Genomic DNA, 25313 nt, shown 5'->3' on the forward strand with positions numbered 1-25313 from the left:
GATTGTTTTATTACGTTGTTTTAAGTGATATTCATCTGCTTTGGATAGTTGAATCAATCCATAAATGACTGCTTTGACACCCCCTTTTCATCAGGGAAAAGAAAGCATGCAGTGCACATTGATATTTGCTCATGAGATAAACCATGTGCTACTAACAAGGTAAGATCTAAAGAGATGACTGTAATTGTGTTTCAAGCAAAAGAAAAGGCTTTGAAATTATTAAAATACGAGCATTTATACCAAATGGCGATGAACACGATTTCCGAAATATTCAATTGAGAGGAGCACATTCTCAAACGTTTGTTACTGTATTTCAGAAACTCCCAATAGGTTGCTTCAACTTTCTGAAAAAGTCATCAATCATGCAAAATAAATATGTATGAGCCATATATGGCTCAAGGAACATAGTGGCTGAAGGCATAGATGCTGGTGTAACTCCCCTAATAGCTTTCAGCCACCTTTTTTTAAGTCAATTCCTTATCCGCGATTCGGGTTAAATTTATATTTTTAAGTTCAAATGACCTATCTATTAAATTACTTTTCAAAATCTTCTGGTTTTAACTTATACTTTCTAAATAAAATCTCACGAACATTGTCACTTATATCTTCATCATGTTTAATAATTAAATAAATATCTTTATTCGTTAATGGAAGAGTCTTTAAAATTCGTGGTAAATCTGTAGATCTAATAGCCGAAACTTCACTCGGTTGTTTTAATATTTCAGGATTTTGTTCTGTAAATTTCAAATCAAGCCCCTGTAAATTAAAATAAATTTTAACTCTTCTATTTAAAGAATCACTGTCATCATAAAGAACTGTACCTTCTGGTAATATCGCATACTCTGAATAGTTTCCAAAATTAGAAGTTATTTTTAAAGGTCTCTCTAAAACATGAATTTTAGGCATTTTCGTAGTTTTCCATAAATAAATATTTAAAATTAATTGAACTAAAAAAAATATAATTAACACACCTATCACAATATTTTTTTTCATAATGGGCACTACTTTTGATGTCGATGAGTATTTCGCATATCAACCTTTACATCTGGAGATGCCATTAGATAATCATTCAGATTCTCAGGTAAAAATAAATATTTAGGCATTTCATATTTACTCGCTTTAAAAGCTAGTTTAGCTGAAGTTGGTAAAACTTTATCGGCATTCACAAATCTAAAACCTGACTTAGTCATGCTTGGAATTGCTTTCTTTGTTGCTTCTAAACTTTGTGTTGTACAATTTGGAGCTAAAGCAAAATAATCTTGTGCCAAAATATAACTTTTAAAATGCGCTCGTTCTTGATGTGGTTTAGCTGTTTTTATTAAGTCATTGTAAAAATTTAAAACTAAACTTGCTTGGCTATCAAAAACTTTATATCCATAAGCATGTGTTATTCTTGATCTTGAGGATGCTAATCCCTGTCTATTTTCATCTTCAATATAAGCTTGAAAGCTATCCCAGACCCTTAATATGCCTTCTCCACGGGGACTACTCGCTCCCGTTAAAGTAATAAGCCCAAAAGTTTCAGGTTTTGTTTTCCCATATCGCCCAAAATCATAAATATAATCTTTGCCTTTTAGTTTGATATAAACAGCCGTATGACCATAGGGAGATTCCGTGTCTCCTTCACCATAAGCACTTCCTACCAACAAATGTAATTCCGCCTCAGGTTTTAGAGGTACTTGTTGAGTTGGTGAATTTGAATTTTTTGTAGTATTACTTGTTGTTGTAGCCACATTAATTCTCTTCTTGATCAAACCATTTTACTTCTATTTCATCAGTTTCAGGGGACTTAATTGTATGTGTCATCCCTTTTTCATCCGTAAACCCATAGGTCTTAATGCCTGTTCTTTTATTCAATATTGAATAAGGAATATTTATTAAAATTTCATTATTTTCAGAATTAATTGCCTGAAAGTTTCGATGTTCTGTTTCCACTCTTATATCAGGTAAAATAGTTCTAACAATGTCAACTTTTGCTCCACTTTGAAATACATGTTGTCCTGCTTTCACTTCAAACTTTGCAGGAGTTATAATTTTAATACCATCTTTATTGATGATAATCTGAGAGCCACCCGCCATAGGATTACCTATTTTTTTATAAATTTATAAAAGTTGAGCCTGAATTTGGCATAATATAAATAATTAATAATTCAATTTTTTTAATAAGAATATGACTTTCATCATAGCAATTCAGCTCAATGATAGCATCATTATCACAACAGACAATAAAAAAGTCGTTTTAAAAGAAACTAGTGAAATTCAATTCGACACTAAAAAATGCCAAAAAATTTATTCATGGAATAAAGGCATTATTACAGGCACAGGTGAAGGTTATGTGATTAGCAGATCCATTGAATTTTTTAAAAAATTAGCTCAATCCAATATAAATAAGCTTCCTCAGTGCTTGGATATATCAAGACAAATAAGAGAGTTAGAAATAGGCAAAAATTATTTTCAAGTAGAAAATACTAAACTGCTTTGTTCTTGTTATAACGACCGTGGCGCACAACTTTATACAATACAACGCTTTGAATCATCACAGCCTTACCAACTTACTGCAATTCCCCCTATGGATATTGCAGTTTGGCTATTTCATCCCAATATTGAAGCTATTTCTAGTGACCTACAGAACCTCTATACAGATTTAAAAGACTATTCAGCGTTCTTAAATCAAACCGACTGGATCAATTACTACATTGACCGTCTAGCACCAATCTATAAAAAGCAAAGCCAACAAGATTCATTGATGAGCCAAAGTTTTGATTTCTTTTTTCAGGCTAAGGATGAATACATTACTGGTCATATTCAAAATACAGCCCTAGAATTTAAGGAAATTTTCACCAAAATTGACCTCATTTAACATAATGGGCATTATGCGAATTTTATTCTTTTTAAGTCATAAAAAAAATATTTAGATATTTTATATAATCCCTAAAAATCCAACCTCAAAACAAAGGGCTAAAACGATTTGTGCCATTGACCATAAGAAGATTGGAATCAAGATTAAAGCTTCAAAAAAGTAAAACGAATCATAGTTAACCTGAGTTCAACCTAAAAAAGAGTAGGAAAAAGCCTTAGTATTTTAACGTCTTGGTTCTCAAGACAAAACGTTATAACACAAGGCTTTCTATGGATCCTATTACCGAAATATTTTATATTCTGGATGATTTTAGAAAAATATTTAATGAGTCATTAGGACATGCTCTCATTTGAGGTAGATATTTCATTCCTCTTACCTATTCACTTAAAATATCTTATATCACCATACTAAAATTAAGTTTTCTAATATGTCACGAAGAGTCATAACTGAAGAAATTTGGGTGAAAATCCAAACTCCTATACAATTTTATGGCTACTATCGTTCACGTAATAGCAAGAATATTATGGAAACTTCAAACAGGCACACCTTGGCGTGATATTCCCAATTTTTTTGTCCTTGGTAAACAGCCTACAATCGTTGAGCGAATAAAGGGATATGAGAGACGTTTTTTTAACTACGAGGTAGAGTAGGTTTTCATTGACTGAAGCTACATTCGTACGCATCAGCATGCAAGTGGAGCTCGGCATGGTGAAGATAGAGCAATTGGAAAATCAAGAGGTGGGGCAACTACAAAAATTCATTCTGCCATCGATGTAAATAGACATCCAATTAATTTTGAAATCACTGGAGGCGAAGTCCACGACAGTCAAGTTGCAAGTTAATTGAGTTGGTCGGTGAAGTAGATTATTTGATCGCAGATAAAGGCTATAATTCAGAGTATATTCGTGAGGTTGCTCAATATCGTAAGATGATTCTTATTACTCCAAGAATAATCTAACAGCAAAAAACTGCACATAGAGTTTGACTACTACCTTTATTATCACTTAAGGCATCTTGTTGAAAATGTGTTTTCTCGTTTAAAGCATTTTAGTGGTATTACCGCACGTTTTGAAGAATTAGCTCGAAATTATAAATCCATGTTGTTCTTAGCATGCTTATTTATTTGGTGCAAAGCTAAGTAAGGACACACCCTAATACTATTACAAGAGCACGGCGTTGCACTTTAAGTAATAGTCTAAATGATGTAAAAGTAATATTTTTGCTTCAGGTATCACAGTACCCATATGTTTTGAAAACTTTTCACCGATTCACTTGTGCAAGTCAGCGCTATCTAAGGTAAAATCATTGACCTTATATAAAATACGAATGAGAGAGTTATATCCGTGCGTAATATTTTAGTCACTAACGCCCTTCCATACGCCAATGGCCCCATTCATATGGGTCACTTACTCGGTTATATCCAAGCAGATATTTGGGTTCGTGCCATGCGTGCAATGGGACACGATGTGACTTATGTATGCGCAGACGATGCTCACGGTACAGCCATCATGCTTCGTGCCGAAGCCAACGGTATTTCACCCGAAGAACAAATTGCCAATGTGCAAAAAGAACATATTCGCGATTTTGACGGTTTTAGTGTGTATTTCGACCATTATGACTCAACTCATAGCGCTGAAAATAAAGCACGTTCAGAAGAAATTTACATTAAAAACCGTGAAGCGGGCAATATTGCTGTACGCCCAGTTACACAGCTTTTTGACCCTGAAAAAGGTATGTTCCTATCTGACCGTTTCATTAAAGGCACATGCCCGAAGTGTAAAGCAGAAAATCAATACGGTGATGCCTGTGAAGTATGTGGAACAACCTATAACGCTACAGAATTATTAGACCCACGTTCGACATTAAGTGGCGCGACACCTATAGAGAAGTCATCTGATCACTACTTCTTTAAACTGCCAAACTTTGCAGAATATTTACAAAAATGGACACGTGATGAAGGTCGCTTGCCTGTTTCAATTGCCAACAAACTGGATGAATGGTTTGAAAATGGTTTAAATGATTGGGATATTTCCCGTGATGCACCATATTTTGGTTTTGAAATTCCAGATGCACCCAACAAATATTTCTATGTATGGGTAGATGCACCTATTGGCTATATGTCGAGTTTTGAAAACTACATTAAAGCCAAACGCCCTGAACTAAGCTTTGATGACTTTTGGAAGAAAGACTCTGACAAAGAAGTCTATCATTTCATTGGTAAAGACATCGTTTACTTCCACGCGCTGTTTTGGCCTGCCATGCTTGAAGGCTCAAACTACCGTACGCCAACAGGTTTATTTGTGAATGGTTTCTTGACTGTCAATGGTCAAAAAATGTCAAAATCTCGTGGCACATTTATTAAAGCTGAAACTTATTTAGAACATTTAAACCCTGAATATTTACGTTATTACTTCGCATCTAAGTTGTCAGATAAAGTTGAAGATTCTGACTTAAACTTAGATGATTTCGTGCAAAAAGTAAATTCTGACTTAGTCGGTAAAGTGGTGAATATTGCGAGCCGTTGTGCAAAATTCATTAACACCAAGTTTGACAATAAACTCTCTGCAACATGTGCAGAACCTGAATTGGTACAAAGCTTTATTGATGCAGGCGATTCAATTGCCAAAGCATATGAAGCACGTGAGTTTTCTGCTGCGATTCGTGAAATTATGGCACTTGCAGATAAAGCCAACCAATATATTGATGAGAAAAAACCGTGGGCATTGGCGAAGCAAGAAGGCCAAGAACAACAAGTTCATGACGTGTGTTCAGTCGGCATTAACCTCTTCCGTCAATTGGCAGTTTACTTAGCTCCTGTACTGCCAACGTTGGCACAGCAAGTTCAAGACTTCTTAAAACTTGAATCTTTCAATTTTGCTTCTGTAAAAACTGTTTTAGTCGATCATGAAATTGCACAGTTCCAAGCTTTAATGCAGCGTGTTGACCCGAAAGCTGTGGCGGCAATGGTCGATGCTTCTAAAGACTCTTTAGCGGCTACGGCTGAACCTGTAAAAGTTGAAAAGAAAAAAGAGAAGAAAGCAGTACCTGCCAAAGTTGAACCTAAAGTTGGCGAAGCTGAAATTATCGGTATTGAAGACTTTATGAAAGTTGACCTTCGTGTCGCTGAAGTTTTAGATGCTGCCCACGTTGAAGGTTCTAACAAACTGCTTCAATTGACCTTAAATGTCGGCGAAGCTGAACCACGCAATGTATTCAGTGGTATTCGTGAGTTCTACGCACCTGAAGATCTAAAAGGTAAACTGGTGGTCATGGTGGCAAACCTTGCACCGCGTAAAATGCGTTTTGGTATTTCTAACGGTATGGTGCTTGCTGCGGGTAATGGCGAAGGTGTTTGGGTGATTTCACCTGAATCTGGTGCTAAAGCGGGTGATAAAGTGTCTTAAGATTTAGACACTTATGAAAAGCCCTGCTATATTCTTAGTGAGGCTTTTTATTTAAGTAAATCAAATGAATTTAGAATTAAAAAAAATCAATGAAGCAATAAATGCTATTTCTTATTCAATTGATACTGAACAATATGATGAAGCATTGTTAGGTTCGGAGATGATGTTAAATGAACTCGAAAAGTATGAAACTTCCGAATCAGTATTACATTTATTATTTAATTTAGCAGGGCAATTTATAGACGTAGGTACATCTTTAAGAAATAAAAATGCTGTTTCTAAAGGAATCCAAATTTTAGAAACCAACTCAGATCATTATGAAATTCAATCTAATATTAACTATTATTATAATTTAGCAAATGGAAAATTATCCTTAGCAAATGATTGTGGTTATTCCGAAGAAAAAGTAACTTTTAAAAATATAGATTTATATAATGATGTTAAAAACCTATATTGGAAAGCATATAAATTAATTAAAAAAGAAAATAACTACGATTTATATCAGCAAAATATAATTAATCTTGCAAATACTCTCAAACAACAATTTCGTTTTTCGGAAGCCTTACAACTCTATAATTCCGTAATTAAAGAAAATACTACCTACCCTCAAGCATGGCTAAATCGAACATCATGTTTAGAGCAATTTGATCAATTATTAGATCATCGCACTGAAAAAATGATTATTGAAATAATAAAAGGATATAAATTTGCTAGCGAATCTCCGTTAATCCCTAAAGCTTGGATTCCCTATTACAATCATAAGATAGATTATTTAACTAAACAATTAAGTTCCAAAAATTTAGATATTGAAGAATTAGAGACATCTAAAGACAATTCCTCAATGAGTGACTTTCGACAATGGTGTATCAAAGAAAATTTAACTTTGAATATTCACGGCATGTATTGTCCATGCATAGCCAATGAGCGAGACACTTTAACCTTATTTGAAAGCGTCATTTCTTCTCAGAATATTCTTCAATACGAACAATACTTGAATCGTATTAAAGCTGAGTTTTCATTAGTTCGTGTTCTTTACTATGAATATAGATTTACTGAGAGCTATAAAGTTGATTTTGAAAGTTGTTACTCAGAATTAAATGAACATGAAATCATAGATATAAGATCCGAAAAATTAAGGACTTGTTTTAGATTATGCTTTTCAATACTAGATAAATTAGCAATTTTTCTTTGCCAATATTTCGGATTAACAATTAATAAAAATACGGCTTTTAATAATTTTTGGCATACAAATAAATTAAAACTTGAAGAAAAAGAAAATTTTGCTTTGATTGCAATTAATAGTCTTATATACGATCTAAATGAAAAAAATGGGCAATTTGGATTTTATAAAATTTGGCGAAACTCGCTAGAGCATCATATTTTATTTTTAGTACCTGATTCATTTGAGCTCTCAAATGATTCGACACATACTTATGTAAAAATCAGCGATTTTGAAAGTAGTCTTCAGAATTTACTTCAATTTACTAGATCTGCTATTTTTTCGACTGTGTTTGCCATTGTTGAGGATTTACGCCAAACACAACCTAAGAGTCACGTAAACACAATGAGTATTACAATACATAAGAAAGATTTTAATCAAAATTATTAATATGATAAAAAAGACTATCTCTTTAAAACTTACAAAAATCCATGAAAACTTTAAAACCTCTATTCCTAGCATTCGCTCTAATTACTACAGCCCTTACCACCCAAGCTGCCGAATCCGCCATCCCCCAACAAAAACAAGTTTCAGGCTATTACCAATACCAAGCAGGTGATGTACAAATCACTGCCCTGCTAGACGGCACCAATTTCATGTCACCGAAGCTATTTCAAAACCTTCCAGAAAAACAAGTGCATGAAATTTTAAAGAAATACACTGCCGACCAAGCCAAAGGTGTACAAACCTCCATAAATGCCTTTTTAGTCAATACAGGTCATTCACTGGTTTTGGTGGATAGCGGTGCTGCTAGCTGTTTTGGTACACATTTAGGTTCAGTGTTAAGCAACTTAAAAGCATCAGGCTATAAACCTGAACAAGTCGATACTATCTTGCTGACACACCTGCACCCAGACCATGTGTGTGGCATTAGCCAAAATGGCATGGCTAACTTTCCAAATGCAACGGTTTATGTTTCGAACGATGAAGCGAACTATTGGCTAAACCCGAAACAGGTCGAAAAGTTCCCGAAAGAGAAACAAGCAGGCTACTTAGGAACTGTTGAAAAAATTAAACAAGCCATTGCGCCCTATCAAGCCAAACAACGCTTCAAAACGTATCAACTGGGCGATCAAGTTCAGGGCTTTAAAGTCATTAATACCGCGGGGCATACGCCGGGACATTTTAGCTATGCGCTGAAAACCAAAAACGAAACAGTGGTATTTATTGGTGACATTGTGCACTCACATACCGTGCAATTCGACAAACCAGAAACCGCTATTGATTATGACATCGACCCGAAAAAAGCGGTGCAAACTCGCTTAAAGCAATTTGCGGAATATGCAAAAGGCGGGCAAACTATTGCAGCACCACACTTGCCGTTCCCTGCTATTGGACATATCTATTCCGCAGATGGGAAAAGCTATCAATGGATTCCTGTGCATTTTAAGGATTAATTGATAACAAACTTCCTCCTTTTAAGAGGAGGAAACATTGTTCCGCAAAGGGTAAAGTAAGGCAGAATTTCCCTCTAAAAGATAGTCAAGCAAATAAACCAAGTCAAAAGCACAGCTACAAAAAAGCCCCTATCACTAGAGGCTTTTTTATTTGCAAATAACGGGTACTTCGACCTAGCCATTCAGAAAAAACTCCCAGATGACATAACCTATGCTGAAGCCAAGTAACGAGTATGCTGTAATAATAAAATATACAAAACTTGCTTTGTTTTTCTTTTTCCAGAAACTCATTTCATCACCTAAATGTACTAATTCACACCATATTAACGTGTATTAAATAAAAAGTGAAACAAAGCTAAGCTTTTAATTTATAAAATATTTTATCTACAAAACCGTCGATTTTTTCAAATAAAGTCAATATACAGATTTTCATTATTTTTCTAATACAGACAACAACAACAAGAGTTATTGGTGAATACCTATATTTTTTTAGGAATGAAGCGTTTCTTGCAAACTATTAGATAAATCAGCCATTTATCTTGATGGAATAATTATCGCCATCTGCAAGATTGTTTTCGTCTACAAATAAAATCGGCTCTATAACATCATAGCATCAAAAAGATCAGAAACTCTCGTTCTCTAAAGCCCAAAGAAGCACCTTCTATGAAAGCACAAGGTTTTATTATTTTATGGATTCCGCTAGGCAACTAAAATTACTTCATCCCAAAAATTAACTTTAACCCTAACAAGGTCATGACCCCACCTGCAATACGATCAAACACTGCCTTAAACTTCAAATAAACACGGCGCGGTTTTTCTGCAGATAAAGCCACAGCCACCAATGAACACCATCCGGCATCAATAAAAAAACACAAAATAGGTAAAACGAAATAGAAATAAGTGGGAATTTCTTTCGGTAAAAGTGCCGTAAAAATACTGGCCAAAACAATCGCTATTTTAGGGTTCGACAATTGAGTAATGAGGCCTGTGGTAAATGCACGGCGTAAGGTCATTTGCGTAGATACATTTTTATCTGTATCGATAGGCTCTTTGGCATGCTTAATAATTTTAAAAGCCAAAAACAGTAAATATAAGCCACCACAAATTTTTAAAGCCAAATAAGCCGAAGGCACAGCCAGTAAAAAAGCCTGCAAACCCAGTACCGCCAACAAACCAAAAACGGCAGCGCCAGTGCCTGTTCCTAAAGCCGTAAACAAACCATGTTTACGTGAAATTGCAATTGAATTTTTAGCCACATAAATAGAGGTTGGCCCCGGACTCATTGCCCCTAACATTAAAGCAAAAGCAATAGAGCCTAAAATCCAAAATGATTCCACGGTAATACCTTAAAAATAAATGCCGTGGCAATTCTACAAGCTTGATGGCCGAATATCTTCCTATTTTTCACCAGACTTTCACAAAACTACCGAATAATTCACTGTAATTTCCTTGATTGCCCCACGATTCCATTGCATGATCGTATTCAAGGAATAAAAGATTTAAAAATTATGAAACTAGCAGAAGCGCTTCTCTTACGAAGTGACTTGCAAACCAAACTGGCATCTTTACAACAACGTATTAATAATAACGTTTTGGTGCAAGAAGGTGATCAGCCTAGCGAAGATCCAAACCTATTGCTTAAAGAAGCCTTTATCGTCAATAAGGAACTGCATGAATTAATTCAACGCATTCATGCCACCAATGCACAGGCAAAATCAATTGAAGGGAAATCACTGCTTTTTGTTCTCAATCAGCGTGACTTCCTAACGCAACAACACCGTATTCTTCAACAAGCTATTGACAGTTCACGACGCGAAAATGGGCGTTATAGTTCAAGTGAAATTCGTTGGATAAAAACCATTTCTGTTGCAGATTTGCAAAAACAAGCAGATGAAATAAGTAAGCAATTACGTCAAAATAATTTAGAGATTCAAGCATCGAACTGGCAAGTCGATCTGATTTAAAAATTTGGATGATTCATCCATCTCTGTTCGGGCATATTGGGCGAGTACAAGGCCTTTTCTGCGTTTGTAAGGCTTTAATTCAACAAACGCTTACGAGAAGTAAGGCGTCTGCTTCAAATATTTACATATCTGACGCATCACAAGGCATCTTTTACTTCTTACAATTTATAGTGCACTACCCTGTACTGACAATATGCCCACCCTATTTAAACTCAGTGATTTATTCACGCTGAATATGCTCTGCCAAGATGACTTTATTGTTCGGTATTTTATAGTCCTGCTCAGATGCAGGCATACCGCCAATAATCATGGTTCGTACCTGTGTTTTGGGCTTATTTAAATCGTCCTTCACATCACAACCAGCCAGTGTGAACACTAAGCAAGTCATTATGGTTGCGGATAAATTTTTCATATTATCCCCTCCATGTGTCTTATTTTACAGCGTAGCATTCCTGTACAAAATATCAGCAGTATTTTAGTAAATTATACTGTTAATCTTTTTAGATGAAATTTTGAGCTGTTTTTAGCAAAATTACGCCTTAATTTAGATCAGAACTGCCTTCAGGTTACAAAAAATATACTCGTTAACATTTTACATCGGACACTTTTGTCCGTTAAATATAAGCCTCTTGTATTTAACTGGGTTCAATCGTCCGCATGTCTATTCGCCAAGAACGCGCCGCCCAAAATCGTGATGAATTGCTTACAGCGGCGATTCATGTTTTCCGTCTTCACGGTATTAATGCCCCACTACAATTAATTATTGATGAGGCGAAAGTAGGACGTGCCACTTTTTATCGGAACTTTTCTGACCGTCGCGATTTAGTTTTGGCCTTAATGCAACAAGCATTAGACCGCCTTGAGGCACGGGCACGTAATCATGCACAATTTGAAGATGGTTTTATTCGTTTAATTCAAGACCATATTTACAATATTCCATACTTAACGGCGTTAATGGAATATTGGCGAGTGATTGAGCGCAACGACCCTGCCATGGTCAGTATTTACCAACACCGCGACACCATTTTACAACCTTTAATTGATCAAGCCATTGCCAATGGTACTTGCCGTGCTGACTTTAGCCCTGCCGATTATTCGATGGTTACGTCTATTCTTCGGGCTGCCTTACAAGGCTATACCAATGCAGAACAAGAACGTTTAGCGACCCGTGCGGTTGAATTGCTCTTAGATGGTATTCGACCGAAATAGAGAGAACATAATGGCTCAGCCTCCTCGCTTGTTAGAACCCGCACCCGACTGGACAACGGAAGAAAAACCAACTCTACCAGGTTCTCCCGCGGCCATTGCACACCCAAGCTATAAACGCTTTTTATATTTCTTTATTGGCTTATTTGTTGCCATTTCAGGCAGTTTAAGCAATGGTTTTATTACCGCAAATTTACCCCTTATTCAGGGTGAATATGGTCTAACATCTTCAGAAGTTGCATGGATTCCTGCAGCTTATGTCATGGCCAATGTCAGTTCCAATTTAATTTTGTTTAAAGCACGTCAGCAGTATGGGCTACGTCTATTTTCTGAAATAGGCTTGCTGATGTTTATTGCCGTGCTGATTTTGCATATTTTTGTCAATACCTTCGAAATGGCGGTCTTTGTTCGTCTGATCAGTGGCTTAGTGGCAGCGCCCCTCAGCTCGCTGGGCATGTACTACATTATGCAGGCTTTTAAGCGAGAAAACTTTGGACGCGGCCTATATTTGGCTTTAGGTTTCCAACAATTGGGCATTCCTTTGGCGTGGATTATTTCTCCGTATTTGGTCAATGTAAATGATTGGGCTGTGCTCTACACCTTCGAATTGGGTTTGGCCGTGTGTTGTTTCGCAATGGTGGTTTCACTTAAATTACCACGAAGCTTACGCATAGCCGTATTTGAGTATCAAGATTTATTCACGTTTGCCCTCTTGGCCACAGGCTTTGCCTTTTTGTGTATTGTGCTTACACAAGGGCCCATTTTATGGTGGCTGAATGTGGACTGGCTGGCCTATCTGCTTATGGGTGCTTTAGCACTGATTATTGTCGGTATAACGTATGAACATTATCGAGTAAATCCACTTATTATTACCCGCTGGTTAGGAACATCATCGACTATACGATTTGTCATTGGGGCATTTGCCATTCGGTTTTTAATGTCTGAACAAAGCTATGCTGCAGTTAATTTTTTAAAAACGATGGGGATGGGCCCCGACCAATTTGTAACGTTCTATGTGGTTATTATCGTCGGTATTATTAGCGGGACATTATTTAGCGCACTCACATTTTCTCGTGAAAAAGCTATTTTGCATTTATTGGCTGCAGTGGTTCTTATTTTAATTGCTTGTTCGCTCGATCATCATCTGAGCAGTGACGTCCGCCCAGAGAATTTCTATCCAAGTCAATTTTTGGTTGGCTTTGCCAGTGGTATGTTTATTGGCCCATTGTTGCTGACGGGCATTCTTCGCGCATTACAACAAGGGCCAAGCCATATGGTGACTTTTATTGTGCTGTTCTCTGCAAGCCAAACTTTTGGAGGATTAGTCGGTTCTTCATTTTTCTCGACTTATCAGCAAATTCGCACCCAACATTATCAAGCCGAAATTATTGCCGATTTACCGCAAACCAGCCCACAGGTGATACAACGCCTACAGCAGTATAGCCAAAGCAGTAAAACATATACAACAGACCCTGTTTTGGAACAGAATCAGGCATTACGTACTTTGAATCAAAATGTATTAAAAGAAGCACAAGTCCGTGCCTATAACGATGTAATTTTTCTCAATGAAATCTTTGCTATTCTGCTACTTTTTTGGGGCTTATTTGTGATTAGCCTGAACCAATATCGGAGCTATAAACAACAACTTTTACCCAATTCAAGTTAAGGTGATATCTTTAGCTTAAAAGGAAAATTAGGAATTAAAAGTCGTTCCATTGCAAGAAATCTATAAATTAAAGTCAGAGAGAATTGATGTCAGCACAAGAAACCCAGCAGGAAAATACCACCCCTGCACCAGAGCCGTCTAGTAAATTAATTCCCACCAATAAGCGGGTGCTGGTACTGATGTTCTTTGTGCTACTGGCGGGAATTGCAATTATTTTATGGGCATGGAAAATTGGCCCTTTTCATTCAAATATTGAATCGACTGAAAATAGCTACGTTAAAGGTAAAACCACCATTCTGTCTTCGCAAATTAATGGTTATGTAAAAGATGTACTGGTCACCGATTTTGAAACGGTCAAAAAAGGTCAACCGCTCATTCATATTGATGCAACGACCTATGATCAAAAAGTCACGCAGGCACAATCAGGAATTGATCAAGCTGAAAATGATCTTGCTAATCAAGCCCAAGCCATTCAACAGCGTAAAGCTGATATTGTCGCAGCACAGGCCCAAGCAGATCAGGCTCGCGCTAGCTATGAACTTGCAGTGACACAATTACAGCGTTACCAACAATTAGGAAATAGTGGTGCTACATCAAAAACGGAACAAGACAAAGCTCATGCAGATGTAAAAAATAATTTGGCTGTACTTCACCAAGCCCAAGCCAATATAGACGTGGCACAAGAAGCCTTAAAAACGGCTCAAGTGGCGCAAACAGGTTTAAAAGCGCAAGTAACCAATGCACAAGCACAGTTTGACCAAGCCGTCACCACCAAAGACTACAGTATTATCACCGCTCCCATGGATGGGCAATTAGGCGAAGTTAGCCCACGTATTGGTCAATATGTAACTGCGGGTACACAGCTGATGTATCTGATTCCACAACAACGTTGGATTACAGCCAATTTTAAAGAAACCCAAATTTCCAATATGCAAATTGGGCAAAAAGCTTGGTTTACAGTTGATGCAATGAATCATCAAAAATTTACTGGCAAGGTTGAACGAATTTCACCGGCTGCAGGTTCTGAATTCAGCGTTTTAAAACCTGACAATACCACAGGCAACTTTACCAAAGTGGTTCAGCGTATTGCAGTTCGCATTGCCATTGACCCCAAACAAAACGGCATTGAATACTTACGTCCAGGGATGTCAGTGGTGGCTTCTGTCGATACCGCACATTCAAATACAGCCCAATAATCCCTTGATATCCATCATCAGTCAGAATCCGCTACACTATAACGGATTCTTTTTTCTTGCAGATTTGTCCAGTATGTTTGATTCCCTTGCTCATACCATTCCTTATCAAACCGTGCAAATACAGGATGTGAGCATCACCATAAAACGTTTGGATTTAGTCCATCCGCAAATCTCAGGCAATAAATTTTATAAGCTAAAATATAATTTTTTAGAAGCACAACGTTTAGGCTTTAAAAAAGTCCTCACTTTTGGTGGAGCCTATTCTAATCACATTGCGGCCACGGCTTTTGCAGCCTATCTTTGTGGTTTTGAAAGCCTTGCTATCATCCGTGGTGAAGAATTGGCGCAGCGCCCATTAAACTCGACCTTAATGACTGCGCAAAAATTGGGTATGCAACTGGAATTTATCAACCGTGAAGACTATCGAAAAAAAAATTCCGTGGCATTTTTAGAGCAGCTACAAATACGCTATCCAGAGCATTATGTCATTCCAGAAGGTGGAACCAATGCATTGGCCATTGAAGGCTGTAAAGAAATTTTAACCCCTGCCGATTTAACCCATTTTGATCTTATTTGTTGCGCGGTTGGAACAGGTGGAACACTCACGGGGCTTATTGAAGCCAGTTCAGAACATCAGCAGATTTTAGGTTTTTCTGCCTTAAAAGGTGATTTTTTAACGCAGGACATACAACAATGGACAACAAAGCGTAATTGGCGCTTAACAGATGAATTTTGTCAGGGTGGTTATGCCAAAACGACTGCTGAATTAATGCACTTTATTCAACAGTTTGAAGCACAACATCAAATTACACTGGAACAGGTGTATACAGGGAAAATGCTATTGGGTATTGAAAAAATGCTACAACGGGGTGATATTGCAAAAGATCAGCGCATCTTGATTATTCACACTGGCGGGTTACAAGGCAAAAGCCCAAGTTGAAACTGCCAAAATAGAGACAAAAAAGAGTATAATCCGCGTCTTTTCACTCTCCCACAGGTTGATCATGTCTAAAAATCAGTACGATGTCTTGGTTTTAGGTGCAGGCGCATCGGGCTTAATGCTTGCCTATAAAGCTGCACAACGTGGTCGCAAAGTGCTGGTGGTTGAAAAAGCCAATAAAGTCGGCAAAAAAATTCTGATGTCTGGCGGTGGTAAATGTAACTTCACCAACCTATATGTCGAACCTGAAAACTTTATTTCACATAATCCGCATTTCGTCATTTCTGCCCTCTCGCGCTATACCAATTGGGACTTTATTGGCATGGTCTGTGACTATGGCATTGCCTATGAAGAACGCAAACATGGGCAGCTCTTTACGCTTAATGGTGCAAAAGAAATTCTAGCCATGCTCTTGGCTGAATGTGAAAAAACAGGTCTAGTCGATATTAAAACCAACTGCGAAGTTAAAGCAGTGAATATTCTAGATGATCAGGGCTTTAAAATTTCCACCACTTTAGGTCATTTTGAAGCGGAATCTGTCGTGGTGGCTTCAGGTGGTCTATCTATTCCAACATTGGGTGGCACAGGGATTGGCTACGATATTGCCAAACAATTTAATCATCATATCTATCCAACTCGTGCAGGTCTGGTTCCTTTTACCTTTACCGATAGCTTTAAAGAAGTTACCAGTAAACTCAGTGGCAATGCCGTAGAAGCGACGCTATCTAATGAACTTATTAGCTTTACTGAAGCCTTATTGTTTACCCATCGTGGCTTAAGTGGCCCAAGTTCATTGCAGTTGTCCAATTATTGGCATGCGGGTCAAAGCTTTAAAATCAATTTCCTTCCCCAGCTTGATGTTGAAGAATTTTTAAAAGCAAAGAAAGCCAGTCAACCGAAAGTTTTGTTACGGACATTATTCGGTGAGTATCTTCCTAAGAGTGTGGTTCTTGAATTACAAAATTTAATCTGGTTAGACTCTGCCGATATTGCAATTGGTAATATCAGTGATGATAAGCTCAGCCATATTTCACAGCGCCTAGAAGCTTTTGAAGTTAAACCCTCGGGAACTGAAGGCTACCGCACCGCGGAAGTCACACTTGGGGGTGTCGATACGGCAGAAATTTCATCTAAAACCATGGAAAGTAAAAAGCAAAAAGGGCTATTTTTCATTGGTGAAATTGTTGATATTTCAGGACATTTAGGTGGTTTCAACTTCCAGTGGGCATGGTCGTCGGCACATGCTGCTTCTGAATATGTTTAATAGCCATTCCAGCGAAAATTAAAATCTGCGTCACGGTTATAAAGCAATAGTCATAAAAAAAGGCGATGAAACCTAAGCTTCATCGCCTTTTTTGAAACATTGAAATTATTCCAAATAATCGGTTTGAAATAATACAATATTTTTTGATGTCGCTAAACGACTCATCGTTTGCTCCATTTTTTCTGTAGCAAGTGCAATATGCATGGGTTGAACAAGCACATCATTTTTAAATGTTGCAATCAATTTATTTAGCATCTTTGTTCCCTTCATTGTGTCATCCTCTGACTTAATGTAATGCTTTTATATTTTCCATATAATTAAAACTAAGCATTTACATTTTATACAATCTTCTTGATTTTACTCATCCTTAAAGTAACAAATATTGATTGGTTTTCAAACATTTTATTCAATTTCTTTTTCAATATTTTTATACTTAGATTCCAACTGCTCTGGCTCAACATTATTTTTCTGCGCAGTAATAAACTTGTAAGCACTGGCTAAAAAACCAATGGTAATACCCGCAATAATAAGCGGTGCAAAAAATTTATTCGGTGCTTCATTTTTCATCTTCTACCTCGTTTAAAATAGGAACGACCACCCGAGAGTGGCCGATTCATTGAAAATAAAACAGGTTATTTCGGGTCATCTTTCGGAAGATTTACGTCAATATCTTTTTCAACTTCGCCTGTAGAGCCATAAGGATTATTCAGCGGATGCTGTGCAGGATCGACATCGAGCTGATCTGGCGTTGCGGTTTCTTTTTCTACAACACCAGGTGCATCTTGTTTACGAACCACATAACCATCATCGACACTTTCAGTCATTGTGGCAGATGTAAAACCATCAGTTTGTTGTGGTTTTTTTACAGGGTTGGGCTGATTGCCTTCTCTTTTGGCTTTATCAATTAAGTCAGTTAATACTCGTTCTGCGGGTTGACGTCCACCTAAACCAAAAGCTAAGGCGAATGCCACCGCAACAGCGCCCAATGTTAAACCAAAGGCTAAATTTACAATTGAATCTGCAATGCCCATGGCACGTAAACCCATTGCAACCACAAGCCCCATAATCAGTACACGAACTAAATTGCCCAACCAACGAGAACTGTTATATTCACCGCGTTGCACCACATTTGCGACTAAATTGGCTAACCAGAAACCAATGACTAAAATAACTGCTCCTAGCAAAATACTGGCACCAAATTGAATAAACATGGCAATAAGACCACTAATTTGGTCAAAGCCTAAACGGTTAGATGCTTCAGAGACCGCGAACAGCATGGTGAAAAACACAATCAGATAGCCCACAATATCTGACAGCTTGGTTGTCCCTAAAAAGCGCTGTACATCTAGCTTCGCTGGAACATTGTCTACCCCAGTGCCTGCAACGACTTCAACCACCAGTTTAGACACAAAGCGCGAAACAATATAAGCCAATATTAAAATTAGACCTGCGGCAATAATATTTGGAATTGCAAACATGATTTCATGCAACATTGCTGTTGCTGGCTGAGAAATCGCATCAATACCAAGCGCTTCAAATGCAACAATTAATGCAGTAATAATCACCACTGCAAAGACAAATGAACCCAGCAAGTGTGGTAAATTAGAACTTTTGAATAAACCTATTTTCTCAGCTTGCTGTTGCAAGTTTAAACTGTGAACTAAGCCTTCAATAATGCCACGGACAATTTTTGCCAAAATATAGCCCACAAAAACAATCACACCCGCAATAAAGATATTGGGTAAATACAAGACTGCTTCATTGACCATATTTTGAATGGGGAAAAGCAAACCGTTTAAACCCAAAATTGACAGTACAATAGGTAAAAACAGCAATAGAATCAGCCAATATGCAATTTCACTGATATTTTCACTGATCGGACTTACTCCGACTTCTGCACTAAGCTTTTCATCTAATTGGGTTTTACTGAGGAGTTTGTGCGAACCAACTTTCACTAAATTGGCGATAATCCAACCAATAAAAGCAACAGCCAGTGCCGCCAACAATTGTGGAATAAACAATAAGAACTGCTGAATCATGATGCTAAATGGGCCACTTACACTGGTTAAGTTCAATACATTTAACGCACCAATAACAGCAATAATGAGAATGAGCCAAAAAACGATGCGTGAAACAATACTTTCAATATTCGAACGATGCCCTGTAGCACCTGAAAGTTTTTGATTGGTTCCAATCTTTTGCAGGACTTTTTTAATGCCCGCAGACACCAATAATGCCACAATCCAACCAATAAAAAGGATTGCTACAGCACTCAAGATTGGATGAAATTGATCCCAATAATACATGGCATCGAATCGCCCTGAATGTCCAGAATAATCATTCATTTTTTCGCCCTCTTTGTTATTGTTTCGTCTAGCTATTTTGTGAAAATACGCAACCTTGCGTAGCCTAAAACCTGATTTATGTTAAAAATAAGCGTTAGAATCTGAATTTTTCATTCATATAAAAATATCGAACGACAGTAAAAAAGCTCCAGCAATAGCTAGAGCTTTTTTACAGACCAAGCTGTTAATGCTGTAATTTTTTTGCACTGTAAAACAACATCACTAGCGACCTGCATAACTAATACTTTGCTGTCGCAGTTGCTGTATCGCTGTCTTTCGCCGTTGCTTCATCTTTAGCTGTTGCTGTGGTGGAGTTATTCGCTGTTGCGACTTGAGCTTCTGGGTTTGGATGCCCAGGAGGTGCATCACTTGCATTTGGTTTCATGCCCGCGAACATATAAACCAATAAGGCAATAAAGAAAATCCCCACTAACGCTAAAATATATACAGGGATGCGTTTCTTTTGAGTCGTCTCTTCCAAACTAGAAACATGGGGCGGTTTATTAAAATCATGTGTCATAATTTCCCCTCACTTTTATTATCTAATTGCTGTTTTTTTATACTACCAAGTCCTTTTGTTATGGTGTGTGAAGAACCATTGCTGGATAGTGAAGAGTTGTAAAGCAAATTATCTCAAAGGGTTGGGTTATGCTTCAACGTCACCAATCGTCATGCAATGTATGCACACTTAGGCATTCCACCGTATACACTGCCTTCTTAACAAGAAATGAGCTATAATCATCCACCTTTTGTTTAGTATCTAAAGTATTTATGGCGTACCGGCAACAAAGTGTATCGCTTGATCTTGAGACTGACGTCACTCATCAATGTTCATTGCACTACACTCGTGATCAGCATCTTATTGGTATTATTGAATTTAATAAGCCGAGCTTTATCTTAACATGGGGCGATTTAGAATTTTTCCGTCGTCGCACAGATGAGCTTTCTGTTATGCCATTCCCTGACTGCATCAATGCAATGGTGATTGATATACGTAACGTCACTGCATTTTTAGATATGGAAGTTCCAATTATTCCATGGCGTTTACTGGAAGAAGAATGTCCTGTGCGTATTGTGGTTCCTCAGGAACGTTTAGATCACTATGCAGGCTTTTTTGAACCAACTTGGCTTACCACTGATATGGATTCCGCCATTCAAGAAATTCGCGAATATATGGATATGTTTGTGCATTAAGCCACAAACCATAAAAAAGCCTCCCGATCGGAGGTTTTTTTATGACTATTGCTCCCTTCTCTTTAAATTTTTTCTTTCTTTAAGAAGAAAGTCAAAGAGAGGTAAAACTTTTCATAACCCTTCGCCTATAACAAAAAGTTAAATGTACATTTACCAATAATTTTCTACTGCAATATTACCTTCACCACGACGGTTCATGGTCAACCCGCGGGCCTTTAAAGCGTCTTTGGTGTCATCTACCATTTGTGGGTTACCACACAACATCACATGACTGGTTTCTGGATTAAGTGTAAAACCCGCTACTTTTTCTAAGTCGCCATTGGCAATTAATACTGGTAAACGTTCATGCAATTGTGCATGCGGGTCACGGGTAATAATCGGAATAAACTGAAAACCCGTATGCCCTTCACCAAACATTTCAACAATTTCAGCAATCCGATCGGCATAGGCCAATTCTGCTTCGGTTCGCACACTATAAACTAAATTAATTTTTTGATATTTCTGCCATGTTTCAAAGTCTTGTAACATCGATAAAAACGGTGCAAGGCCAGTTCCTGTACCCAAAAGCCATAAATCCTGTGGCAAAGGTAATTGATAGCGTGCAAGCGTTAAAAAGCCATATGGTACTTTTTCTAGATACAATTCATCTGTCACTTCAAGATGTTGCAAATTAGAAGTAAAAGCACCATCAGGTACAACAATAGAGAAAAATTCTAAAGTTTCATCAAAGGGCGAAGACACAATTGAGTAAGCTCGCACCACCAGATCATCACCTACTTTTAAACCAATTCGGGCAAACTGCCCTGCCGTGAATTTAAAATGAGCAGGTCGTGTCATGGTAAAGCTAAATAAAGTATTGGTCCAACGGTGTACAGATAAGACTTTTTCTAAGCTAAATTTCTCAATTGACATGATTTCAACGTGGCATGAAAGACTGCGCTCATGTTAGCATGGCGGCATAATTTATTAATATTTTTTAAATGTTAAGGCTCTATACATGCGCATGACTTTACGCCAGTTGGCTGTTTTTGTAGCGGTCGCTCAAGAAGGTACGGTAACTAAAGCCAGTGATGCCGTTAAACTCACGCAAAGTGCTGCAAGTATGGCTTTAGCAGATTTAGAGGATGGCCTAGGGGCTCCACTGTTTGACCGTTTAGGTAAACGTTTACAACTGAATGATCTGGGGCGCTTTCTATTGCCTCAAGCTTTAGAGATTTTAGGTCGCTGTGATTCTTTTGAACAAGCGGCTAAAGGTGAATTGCAAAGTATTGACTTGCGCTTGGGTGCAACCCTCACTATTTCTGATTATTTAATACCTGATTTAATGGCTAATTTTTTACAAATGCAGCCTCAAGCACATTTACAACTTCAAGTCGGCAACACTCGCCAAATGATTGAAGCCGTGAATCAATTTCAATTAGATTTAGCATTGATTGAAGGCTCTTGCCATTTACCTCAACTACAATGTATCCATTGGCGTGATGATGAACTGGCCGTATGCTGTTCGCCAACGCATCCCCTTGCTCAATTAGAACGTACATTAACCATTGAAGATTTTAAACCTGTAGAATGGATTTTACGCGAAGAAGGTTCAGGCACACGTGAAGTTTTTGATAATGCCATTTTGAAAGATCTTCCTGATGCCAATATTCGCCTAACATTAGGTCATAATGAAGCAATTCTTAAAATTGTGGCAGGCGGTTTAGGCATGTCATGTATTTCTAAACTCGCGATTGAACCCTTACTTGAAAAGAATCAATTGGTGATTTTAAATACGCCATTTTGGCAATTGGCCCGCCCATTATTCATGCTGGTACATCGTCAAAAGTACCAAGGCCCCGGCCTAAAAGCATTTATGAAATTTTGTGAAAAATAATCAATTTCTATTATAAAAAAAGCGCCTAAAGGCGCTTTTTTTACATCATATTCCATTCAATTTATATTGAAATATCGAACTCTTTTTGATCTTTGTTATTTACGTAAATTTGATAACAACGTAGAAGTGATTGACTTATTATTGGTCACCACCTTTGACTTTTTGGCTTTGGCTGAATTATCTTCAACACGTTCAATACGTACCGCTTTAAACTTATCACCATTTTCGACTGCTACAAATTTCACGCGTTCGTTACGCTTCGGTTCACCATCTGCTGCAGGGAAATCTGAAATATGAAAGAATATATCCCCTTCAGCTGAACCAATAAAACCGAAACCTTTTTCAGGGTCATACTGTTTAATTTTACCCTGATGTACTTCATCTTTCATCATGCTACCCTATTCTAAAAACACCATATGTACATTATATAAAAAAGAGGCTTCTATAGCCTCTTTTTTTAAATTAGCCGACAAACTTAATCTTTTTGTACTGAACCAAAAATTTTGTCGCCTGCATCGCCAAGTCCTGGAACAATATAACCATGTTCGTTAATGGCCTCATCAATTGATGCAGTGAAAATAGTCACATCAGGATGTGCAGTTTCTACACGCTTAACCCCTTCAGGAGCTGCAACCAGAACCATCACGCGAATATCTTTACAACCACTTGCTTTGAGTACATCAATGGCAGCCACCAGTGAAGAACCTGTTGCCAACATTGGATCAATAATCATAGCAATACGGTTTTGCACATCAGGTACTAACTTTTTATAGTAAGTACGCGCCTCTAATGTTTCTTCATCACGCTCTAAACCCAATACAGATACTTTTGCACTTGGAATCAGATTTAAGAAACCATCTAACATGCCAATACCCGCACGTAAAATAGGCACAACCGTAATTTTTTTACCAGCAATGCGGTCTACCGTTACTTTTCCAGCCCAGCCATCAACCTCTTGATCGCAGACAGGTAAGTCTTTAGTCGCTTCATAAGTCAAAAGCATCGTTACTTCTTGAGCAAGCTCGCGGAAGTTTTTAGTACTGATGTCAGATCGACGCAATAGACCAAGTTTATGACGAATAAGTGGATGACGAATTTCATGAATAGCCAAGGGAGAACACCTAAAATATTTAGATAAAACTTTTACCATTATAAAGGCTTTTATCACCTGATAAAAATAAAAAAGCCCTCGACTTCGAGGGCTTTTTTGTAATAACTCAATTAATTTGACATTAATTAGTTAAAACCGCTTTGTACCAGTGCAAGAATAAATTGTTGCAATTCAGGTGAAATAGCAAAGAATGCCACTTTAGAAATTGCAATAATTGGGTCTGGATAGATACCAAAGAACAATACTAGCGCAGTCGCACCCAGTACCATAATACCGCCCACTTTTTGACCCCAATGGTCAATAGCATCCATACGTGGGTGCTCTGGCGGTGTCATATACATGACCACCATCACACGCAAGTAGTAATACAAACCAATACCAGAACCTAAGATCACCATTGCAACTAAGAACCAAGATTGGCCCGCAACTGCAGTTTTAATCACTAAGAATTTACCGATAAAGCCTGCAGTTAAAGGAATACCTGCTAGGGACAACATCATGACAGTTAAAGTCGCTGTTAGAACTGGACGACGCCAGAACAAACCGCGGTACTCTGCCAAGCTACCCGCTTCATCTGTATTGTTATATGGACTAGACATTAGGGTAACAGCACCGAATGCACCGATGGTTGTTAATACATAAGTAATCACATAAACGTTTACAGCTTCAAATGTTGCAAAGCCCTCTACTTGAAGGAAGTCAGTATTGCGTGCGCTAACAATCGCCACCAATAAATAACCAAAGTGAGCAATAGATGAATACGCAAGAATACGTTTCAAGTTCACTTGGCGAACAGCCAACAAGTTACCCGCAAGAATTGAAAGTACGGCAATAATGGTCAGAATAATTACAAAACTATCTGAAAGGATGACACCTGAAGACAGTAAGTAACGTATAAACAGACCGACTGTTGCTACTTTAGCAACAGTTGCAAGGAACGTTGCGATAGGCGCTGGCGCACCTGCATACACGTCTGGTGTCCATTTATGAAATGGCGCAAGAGACAGTTTAAATGCAACTGCAAAAATGATTAATGCTAAGCCTAAAACGATCGCTGGTTGACTGAATGTCGTAAACAGTTTGCCTGGTTCTGCAACAAAACTTAAAGTACCTGTGTATGCATAAATATACGCCATACCCATTAGTAACATTGCAGATGCAGTTGCTGAAAGAACCAGATATTTAACACCTGCTTCAAGCGATTGAGAACGCTGATGCGTATATGCCACTAAGCCATAAACTGGAATTGACATTAACTCAAGACTGATAAAGAACGATGCATAGCTTGAGCTAGCAACCATCATTAATGCGCCCGTCACAGACGTAAGCATCAAAATATAAAGTTCTTCACGGTTATCTTTATAACTATCAATATAAGCATGTGACAATGTGCAACACGCAAGTGCTGCAACTAAAATCACAAACTGATACAACATCGTAAATGGATCTACGATGAATAAGTTCATCACGTTTGCAGGGGCAAACTGCCCTGCAACCATAACGAAGATAATGTAAAACACAGCAAGGTTCAAACCAACAACGGCTGTAGTTGCAGCTAAATTATGATTGCGCTTAATGGCCACCAGCAACATCACCACAATTGCTGTTAAAGCAACAATCATGACGGGTGCTAAAGGCATAAGCTCTGAAAATGACACTGTGAAGTTCATG

General features: G+C 37.8%; 26 protein-coding genes and 2 pseudogenes. 13 read left to right on the plus strand and 15 right to left on the minus strand.

The window, feature by feature from the left end:
* Positions 1 to 168: 168 nt before the first annotated feature.
* The 4 genes and pseudogenes from BBP83_RS15650 to BBP83_RS15250 form a co-directional block, all read right to left on the minus strand.
* Positions 169 to 284: pseudogene (locus BBP83_RS15650) on the minus strand (IS982 family transposase); the annotation flags it as partial.
* Between the two features lie 250 nt (positions 285 to 534).
* On the minus strand, positions 535 to 993 hold the full coding sequence (locus BBP83_RS06540) for a hypothetical protein (RefSeq protein WP_068886805.1): 459 nt from the start codon (positions 991 to 993) through the stop codon (positions 535 to 537).
* An 8-nt stretch (positions 994 to 1001) separates the two neighbouring features.
* Complete coding sequence (locus tag BBP83_RS06545) at positions 1002 to 1733, minus strand: hypothetical protein (protein ID WP_245669717.1); 732 nt, start codon at positions 1731 to 1733, stop codon at positions 1002 to 1004.
* 1 nt (position 1734) lies between these two features.
* Entirely contained in the window at positions 1735 to 2079 is a 345-nt protein-coding gene (locus tag BBP83_RS15250; RefSeq protein WP_068886677.1) for a hypothetical protein, read from the minus strand.
* A 91-nt stretch (positions 2080 to 2170) separates the two neighbouring features.
* Here BBP83_RS15250 and BBP83_RS06555 point away from each other — a divergent pair, with 91 nt between their 5' ends.
* From BBP83_RS06555 to BBP83_RS06570, 5 genes and pseudogenes are all read left to right on the plus strand, one after another.
* Positions 2171 to 2860, plus strand: coding sequence for a hypothetical protein (locus tag BBP83_RS06555; protein WP_068886679.1), 690 nt, complete (start codon positions 2171 to 2173; stop codon positions 2858 to 2860).
* 427 nt (positions 2861 to 3287) lie between these two features.
* Positions 3288 to 4002 (plus strand): annotated as a pseudogene (locus BBP83_RS15345) (IS5 family transposase).
* Positions 4003 to 4203: 201 nt separating this feature from the next.
* Positions 4204 to 6264 carry a methionine--tRNA ligase gene (gene metG, locus BBP83_RS06560; protein WP_068886681.1) on the plus strand — a complete coding sequence of 687 codons (2061 nt, stop codon included), beginning with the start codon at positions 4204 to 4206 and terminating at the stop codon, positions 6262 to 6264.
* A 64-nt stretch (positions 6265 to 6328) separates the two neighbouring features.
* On the plus strand, positions 6329 to 7873 hold the full coding sequence (locus tag BBP83_RS06565; protein ID WP_068886683.1) for an LA2681 family HEPN domain-containing protein: 1545 nt from the start codon (positions 6329 to 6331) through the stop codon (positions 7871 to 7873).
* Positions 7874 to 7914: 41 nt separating this feature from the next.
* Positions 7915 to 8880 (plus strand): MBL fold metallo-hydrolase, encoded by a 966-nt coding sequence (locus BBP83_RS06570; protein ID WP_068886685.1) that lies wholly within the window; start codon positions 7915 to 7917, stop codon positions 8878 to 8880.
* A gap of 174 nt (positions 8881 to 9054) precedes the next feature.
* On the opposite strand, the gene BBP83_RS15655 is transcribed toward BBP83_RS06570, so the two are convergent.
* Together BBP83_RS15655 and BBP83_RS06575 are read right to left on the minus strand one after the other, a co-directional pair.
* Positions 9055 to 9171, minus strand: coding sequence for a hypothetical protein (locus BBP83_RS15655; protein ID WP_415502320.1), 117 nt, complete (start codon positions 9169 to 9171; stop codon positions 9055 to 9057).
* 422 nt (positions 9172 to 9593) lie between these two features.
* Positions 9594 to 10217 (minus strand): LysE family translocator, encoded by a 624-nt coding sequence (locus tag BBP83_RS06575; protein WP_068886687.1) that lies wholly within the window; start codon positions 10215 to 10217, stop codon positions 9594 to 9596.
* A gap of 171 nt (positions 10218 to 10388) precedes the next feature.
* Between BBP83_RS06575 and BBP83_RS06580 the strand changes: the two genes are divergently transcribed.
* Positions 10389 to 10844, plus strand: a complete 456-nt coding sequence (locus tag BBP83_RS06580; protein WP_068886689.1) for a DIP1984 family protein — start codon at positions 10389 to 10391, stop codon at positions 10842 to 10844.
* 220 nt (positions 10845 to 11064) lie between these two features.
* Here the strand turns inward: BBP83_RS06580 and BBP83_RS06585 are convergent, their stop codons facing one another.
* The gene (locus BBP83_RS06585; protein WP_068886691.1) at positions 11065 to 11256 is read right to left on the minus strand and encodes an NF038215 family lipoprotein; all 192 of its coding nucleotides are present in this window, start codon (positions 11254 to 11256) and stop codon (positions 11065 to 11067) included.
* A gap of 245 nt (positions 11257 to 11501) precedes the next feature.
* Between BBP83_RS06585 and BBP83_RS06590 the strand changes: the two genes are divergently transcribed.
* From BBP83_RS06590 to BBP83_RS06610, 5 genes are all read left to right on the plus strand, one after another.
* Positions 11502 to 12053, plus strand: coding sequence for a TetR/AcrR family transcriptional regulator (locus BBP83_RS06590; protein ID WP_068886693.1), 552 nt, complete (start codon positions 11502 to 11504; stop codon positions 12051 to 12053).
* Between the two features lie 10 nt (positions 12054 to 12063).
* Positions 12064 to 13716 carry an MFS transporter gene (locus BBP83_RS06595; RefSeq protein WP_068886695.1) on the plus strand — a complete coding sequence of 551 codons (1653 nt, stop codon included), beginning with the start codon at positions 12064 to 12066 and terminating at the stop codon, positions 13714 to 13716.
* A gap of 86 nt (positions 13717 to 13802) precedes the next feature.
* Positions 13803 to 14912 (plus strand): HlyD family secretion protein, encoded by a 1110-nt coding sequence (locus BBP83_RS06600; protein ID WP_068886697.1) that lies wholly within the window; start codon positions 13803 to 13805, stop codon positions 14910 to 14912.
* Between the two features lie 73 nt (positions 14913 to 14985).
* The gene (locus BBP83_RS06605) at positions 14986 to 15852 is read left to right on the plus strand and encodes a 1-aminocyclopropane-1-carboxylate deaminase/D-cysteine desulfhydrase (RefSeq protein ID WP_068886699.1); all 867 of its coding nucleotides are present in this window, start codon (positions 14986 to 14988) and stop codon (positions 15850 to 15852) included.
* A 64-nt stretch (positions 15853 to 15916) separates the two neighbouring features.
* Positions 15917 to 17116: a BaiN/RdsA family NAD(P)/FAD-dependent oxidoreductase gene (locus BBP83_RS06610; RefSeq protein WP_068886701.1), complete on the plus strand. Its 1200-nt coding sequence runs from the start codon at positions 15917 to 15919 to the stop codon at positions 17114 to 17116.
* Between the two features lie 105 nt (positions 17117 to 17221).
* On the opposite strand, the gene BBP83_RS15255 is transcribed toward BBP83_RS06610, so the two are convergent.
* From BBP83_RS15255 to BBP83_RS06620, 4 genes are all read right to left on the minus strand, one after another.
* Positions 17222 to 17386: a hypothetical protein gene (locus BBP83_RS15255; RefSeq protein ID WP_171258041.1), complete on the minus strand. Its 165-nt coding sequence runs from the start codon at positions 17384 to 17386 to the stop codon at positions 17222 to 17224.
* A gap of 132 nt (positions 17387 to 17518) precedes the next feature.
* On the minus strand, positions 17519 to 17683 hold the full coding sequence (locus BBP83_RS15260) for a hypothetical protein (RefSeq protein ID WP_171258042.1): 165 nt from the start codon (positions 17681 to 17683) through the stop codon (positions 17519 to 17521).
* Positions 17684 to 17748: 65 nt separating this feature from the next.
* Positions 17749 to 19461 carry a mechanosensitive ion channel gene (locus BBP83_RS06615; RefSeq protein ID WP_068886703.1) on the minus strand — a complete coding sequence of 571 codons (1713 nt, stop codon included), beginning with the start codon at positions 19459 to 19461 and terminating at the stop codon, positions 17749 to 17751.
* A gap of 238 nt (positions 19462 to 19699) precedes the next feature.
* A complete protein-coding gene (locus BBP83_RS06620) occupies positions 19700 to 19981 on the minus strand; it encodes a hypothetical protein (RefSeq protein WP_068886705.1) in 282 nt (93 codons plus the stop codon).
* Between the two features lie 251 nt (positions 19982 to 20232).
* On the opposite strand from BBP83_RS06620, the gene BBP83_RS06625 reads away from it, so the two are divergent.
* Positions 20233 to 20655, plus strand: a complete 423-nt coding sequence (locus tag BBP83_RS06625) for a hypothetical protein (RefSeq protein WP_068886707.1) — start codon at positions 20233 to 20235, stop codon at positions 20653 to 20655.
* Between the two features lie 150 nt (positions 20656 to 20805).
* On the opposite strand, the gene BBP83_RS06630 is transcribed toward BBP83_RS06625, so the two are convergent.
* Complete coding sequence (locus BBP83_RS06630; RefSeq protein ID WP_068886709.1) at positions 20806 to 21567, minus strand: ferredoxin--NADP reductase; 762 nt, start codon at positions 21565 to 21567, stop codon at positions 20806 to 20808.
* Between the two features lie 85 nt (positions 21568 to 21652).
* On the opposite strand from BBP83_RS06630, the gene gigC reads away from it, so the two are divergent.
* Complete coding sequence (gene gigC / locus BBP83_RS06635; protein ID WP_068886711.1) at positions 21653 to 22531, plus strand: LysR family transcriptional regulator GigC; 879 nt, start codon at positions 21653 to 21655, stop codon at positions 22529 to 22531.
* 95 nt (positions 22532 to 22626) lie between these two features.
* Here the strand turns inward: gigC and BBP83_RS06640 are convergent, their stop codons facing one another.
* The 3 genes from BBP83_RS06640 to nuoN all read right to left on the minus strand — a co-directional run bounded on the left by BBP83_RS06640 (position 22627) and on the right by nuoN (position 25312).
* Positions 22627 to 22920, minus strand: a complete 294-nt coding sequence (locus BBP83_RS06640; protein WP_068886712.1) for a cold shock domain-containing protein — start codon at positions 22918 to 22920, stop codon at positions 22627 to 22629.
* 86 nt (positions 22921 to 23006) lie between these two features.
* On the minus strand, positions 23007 to 23642 hold the full coding sequence (gene upp, locus BBP83_RS06645) for a uracil phosphoribosyltransferase (RefSeq protein ID WP_068886715.1): 636 nt from the start codon (positions 23640 to 23642) through the stop codon (positions 23007 to 23009).
* Between the two features lie 125 nt (positions 23643 to 23767).
* Positions 23768 to 25312: an NADH-quinone oxidoreductase subunit NuoN gene (gene nuoN, locus BBP83_RS06650; protein ID WP_068886717.1), complete on the minus strand. Its 1545-nt coding sequence runs from the start codon at positions 25310 to 25312 to the stop codon at positions 23768 to 23770.
* Position 25313: the final 1 nt, after the last annotated feature.

It is taken from the genome of Acinetobacter celticus (assembly GCF_001707755.1).
In the GTDB taxonomy this organism is placed as follows: Bacteria; Pseudomonadota; Gammaproteobacteria; order Pseudomonadales; family Moraxellaceae; genus Acinetobacter; species Acinetobacter celticus.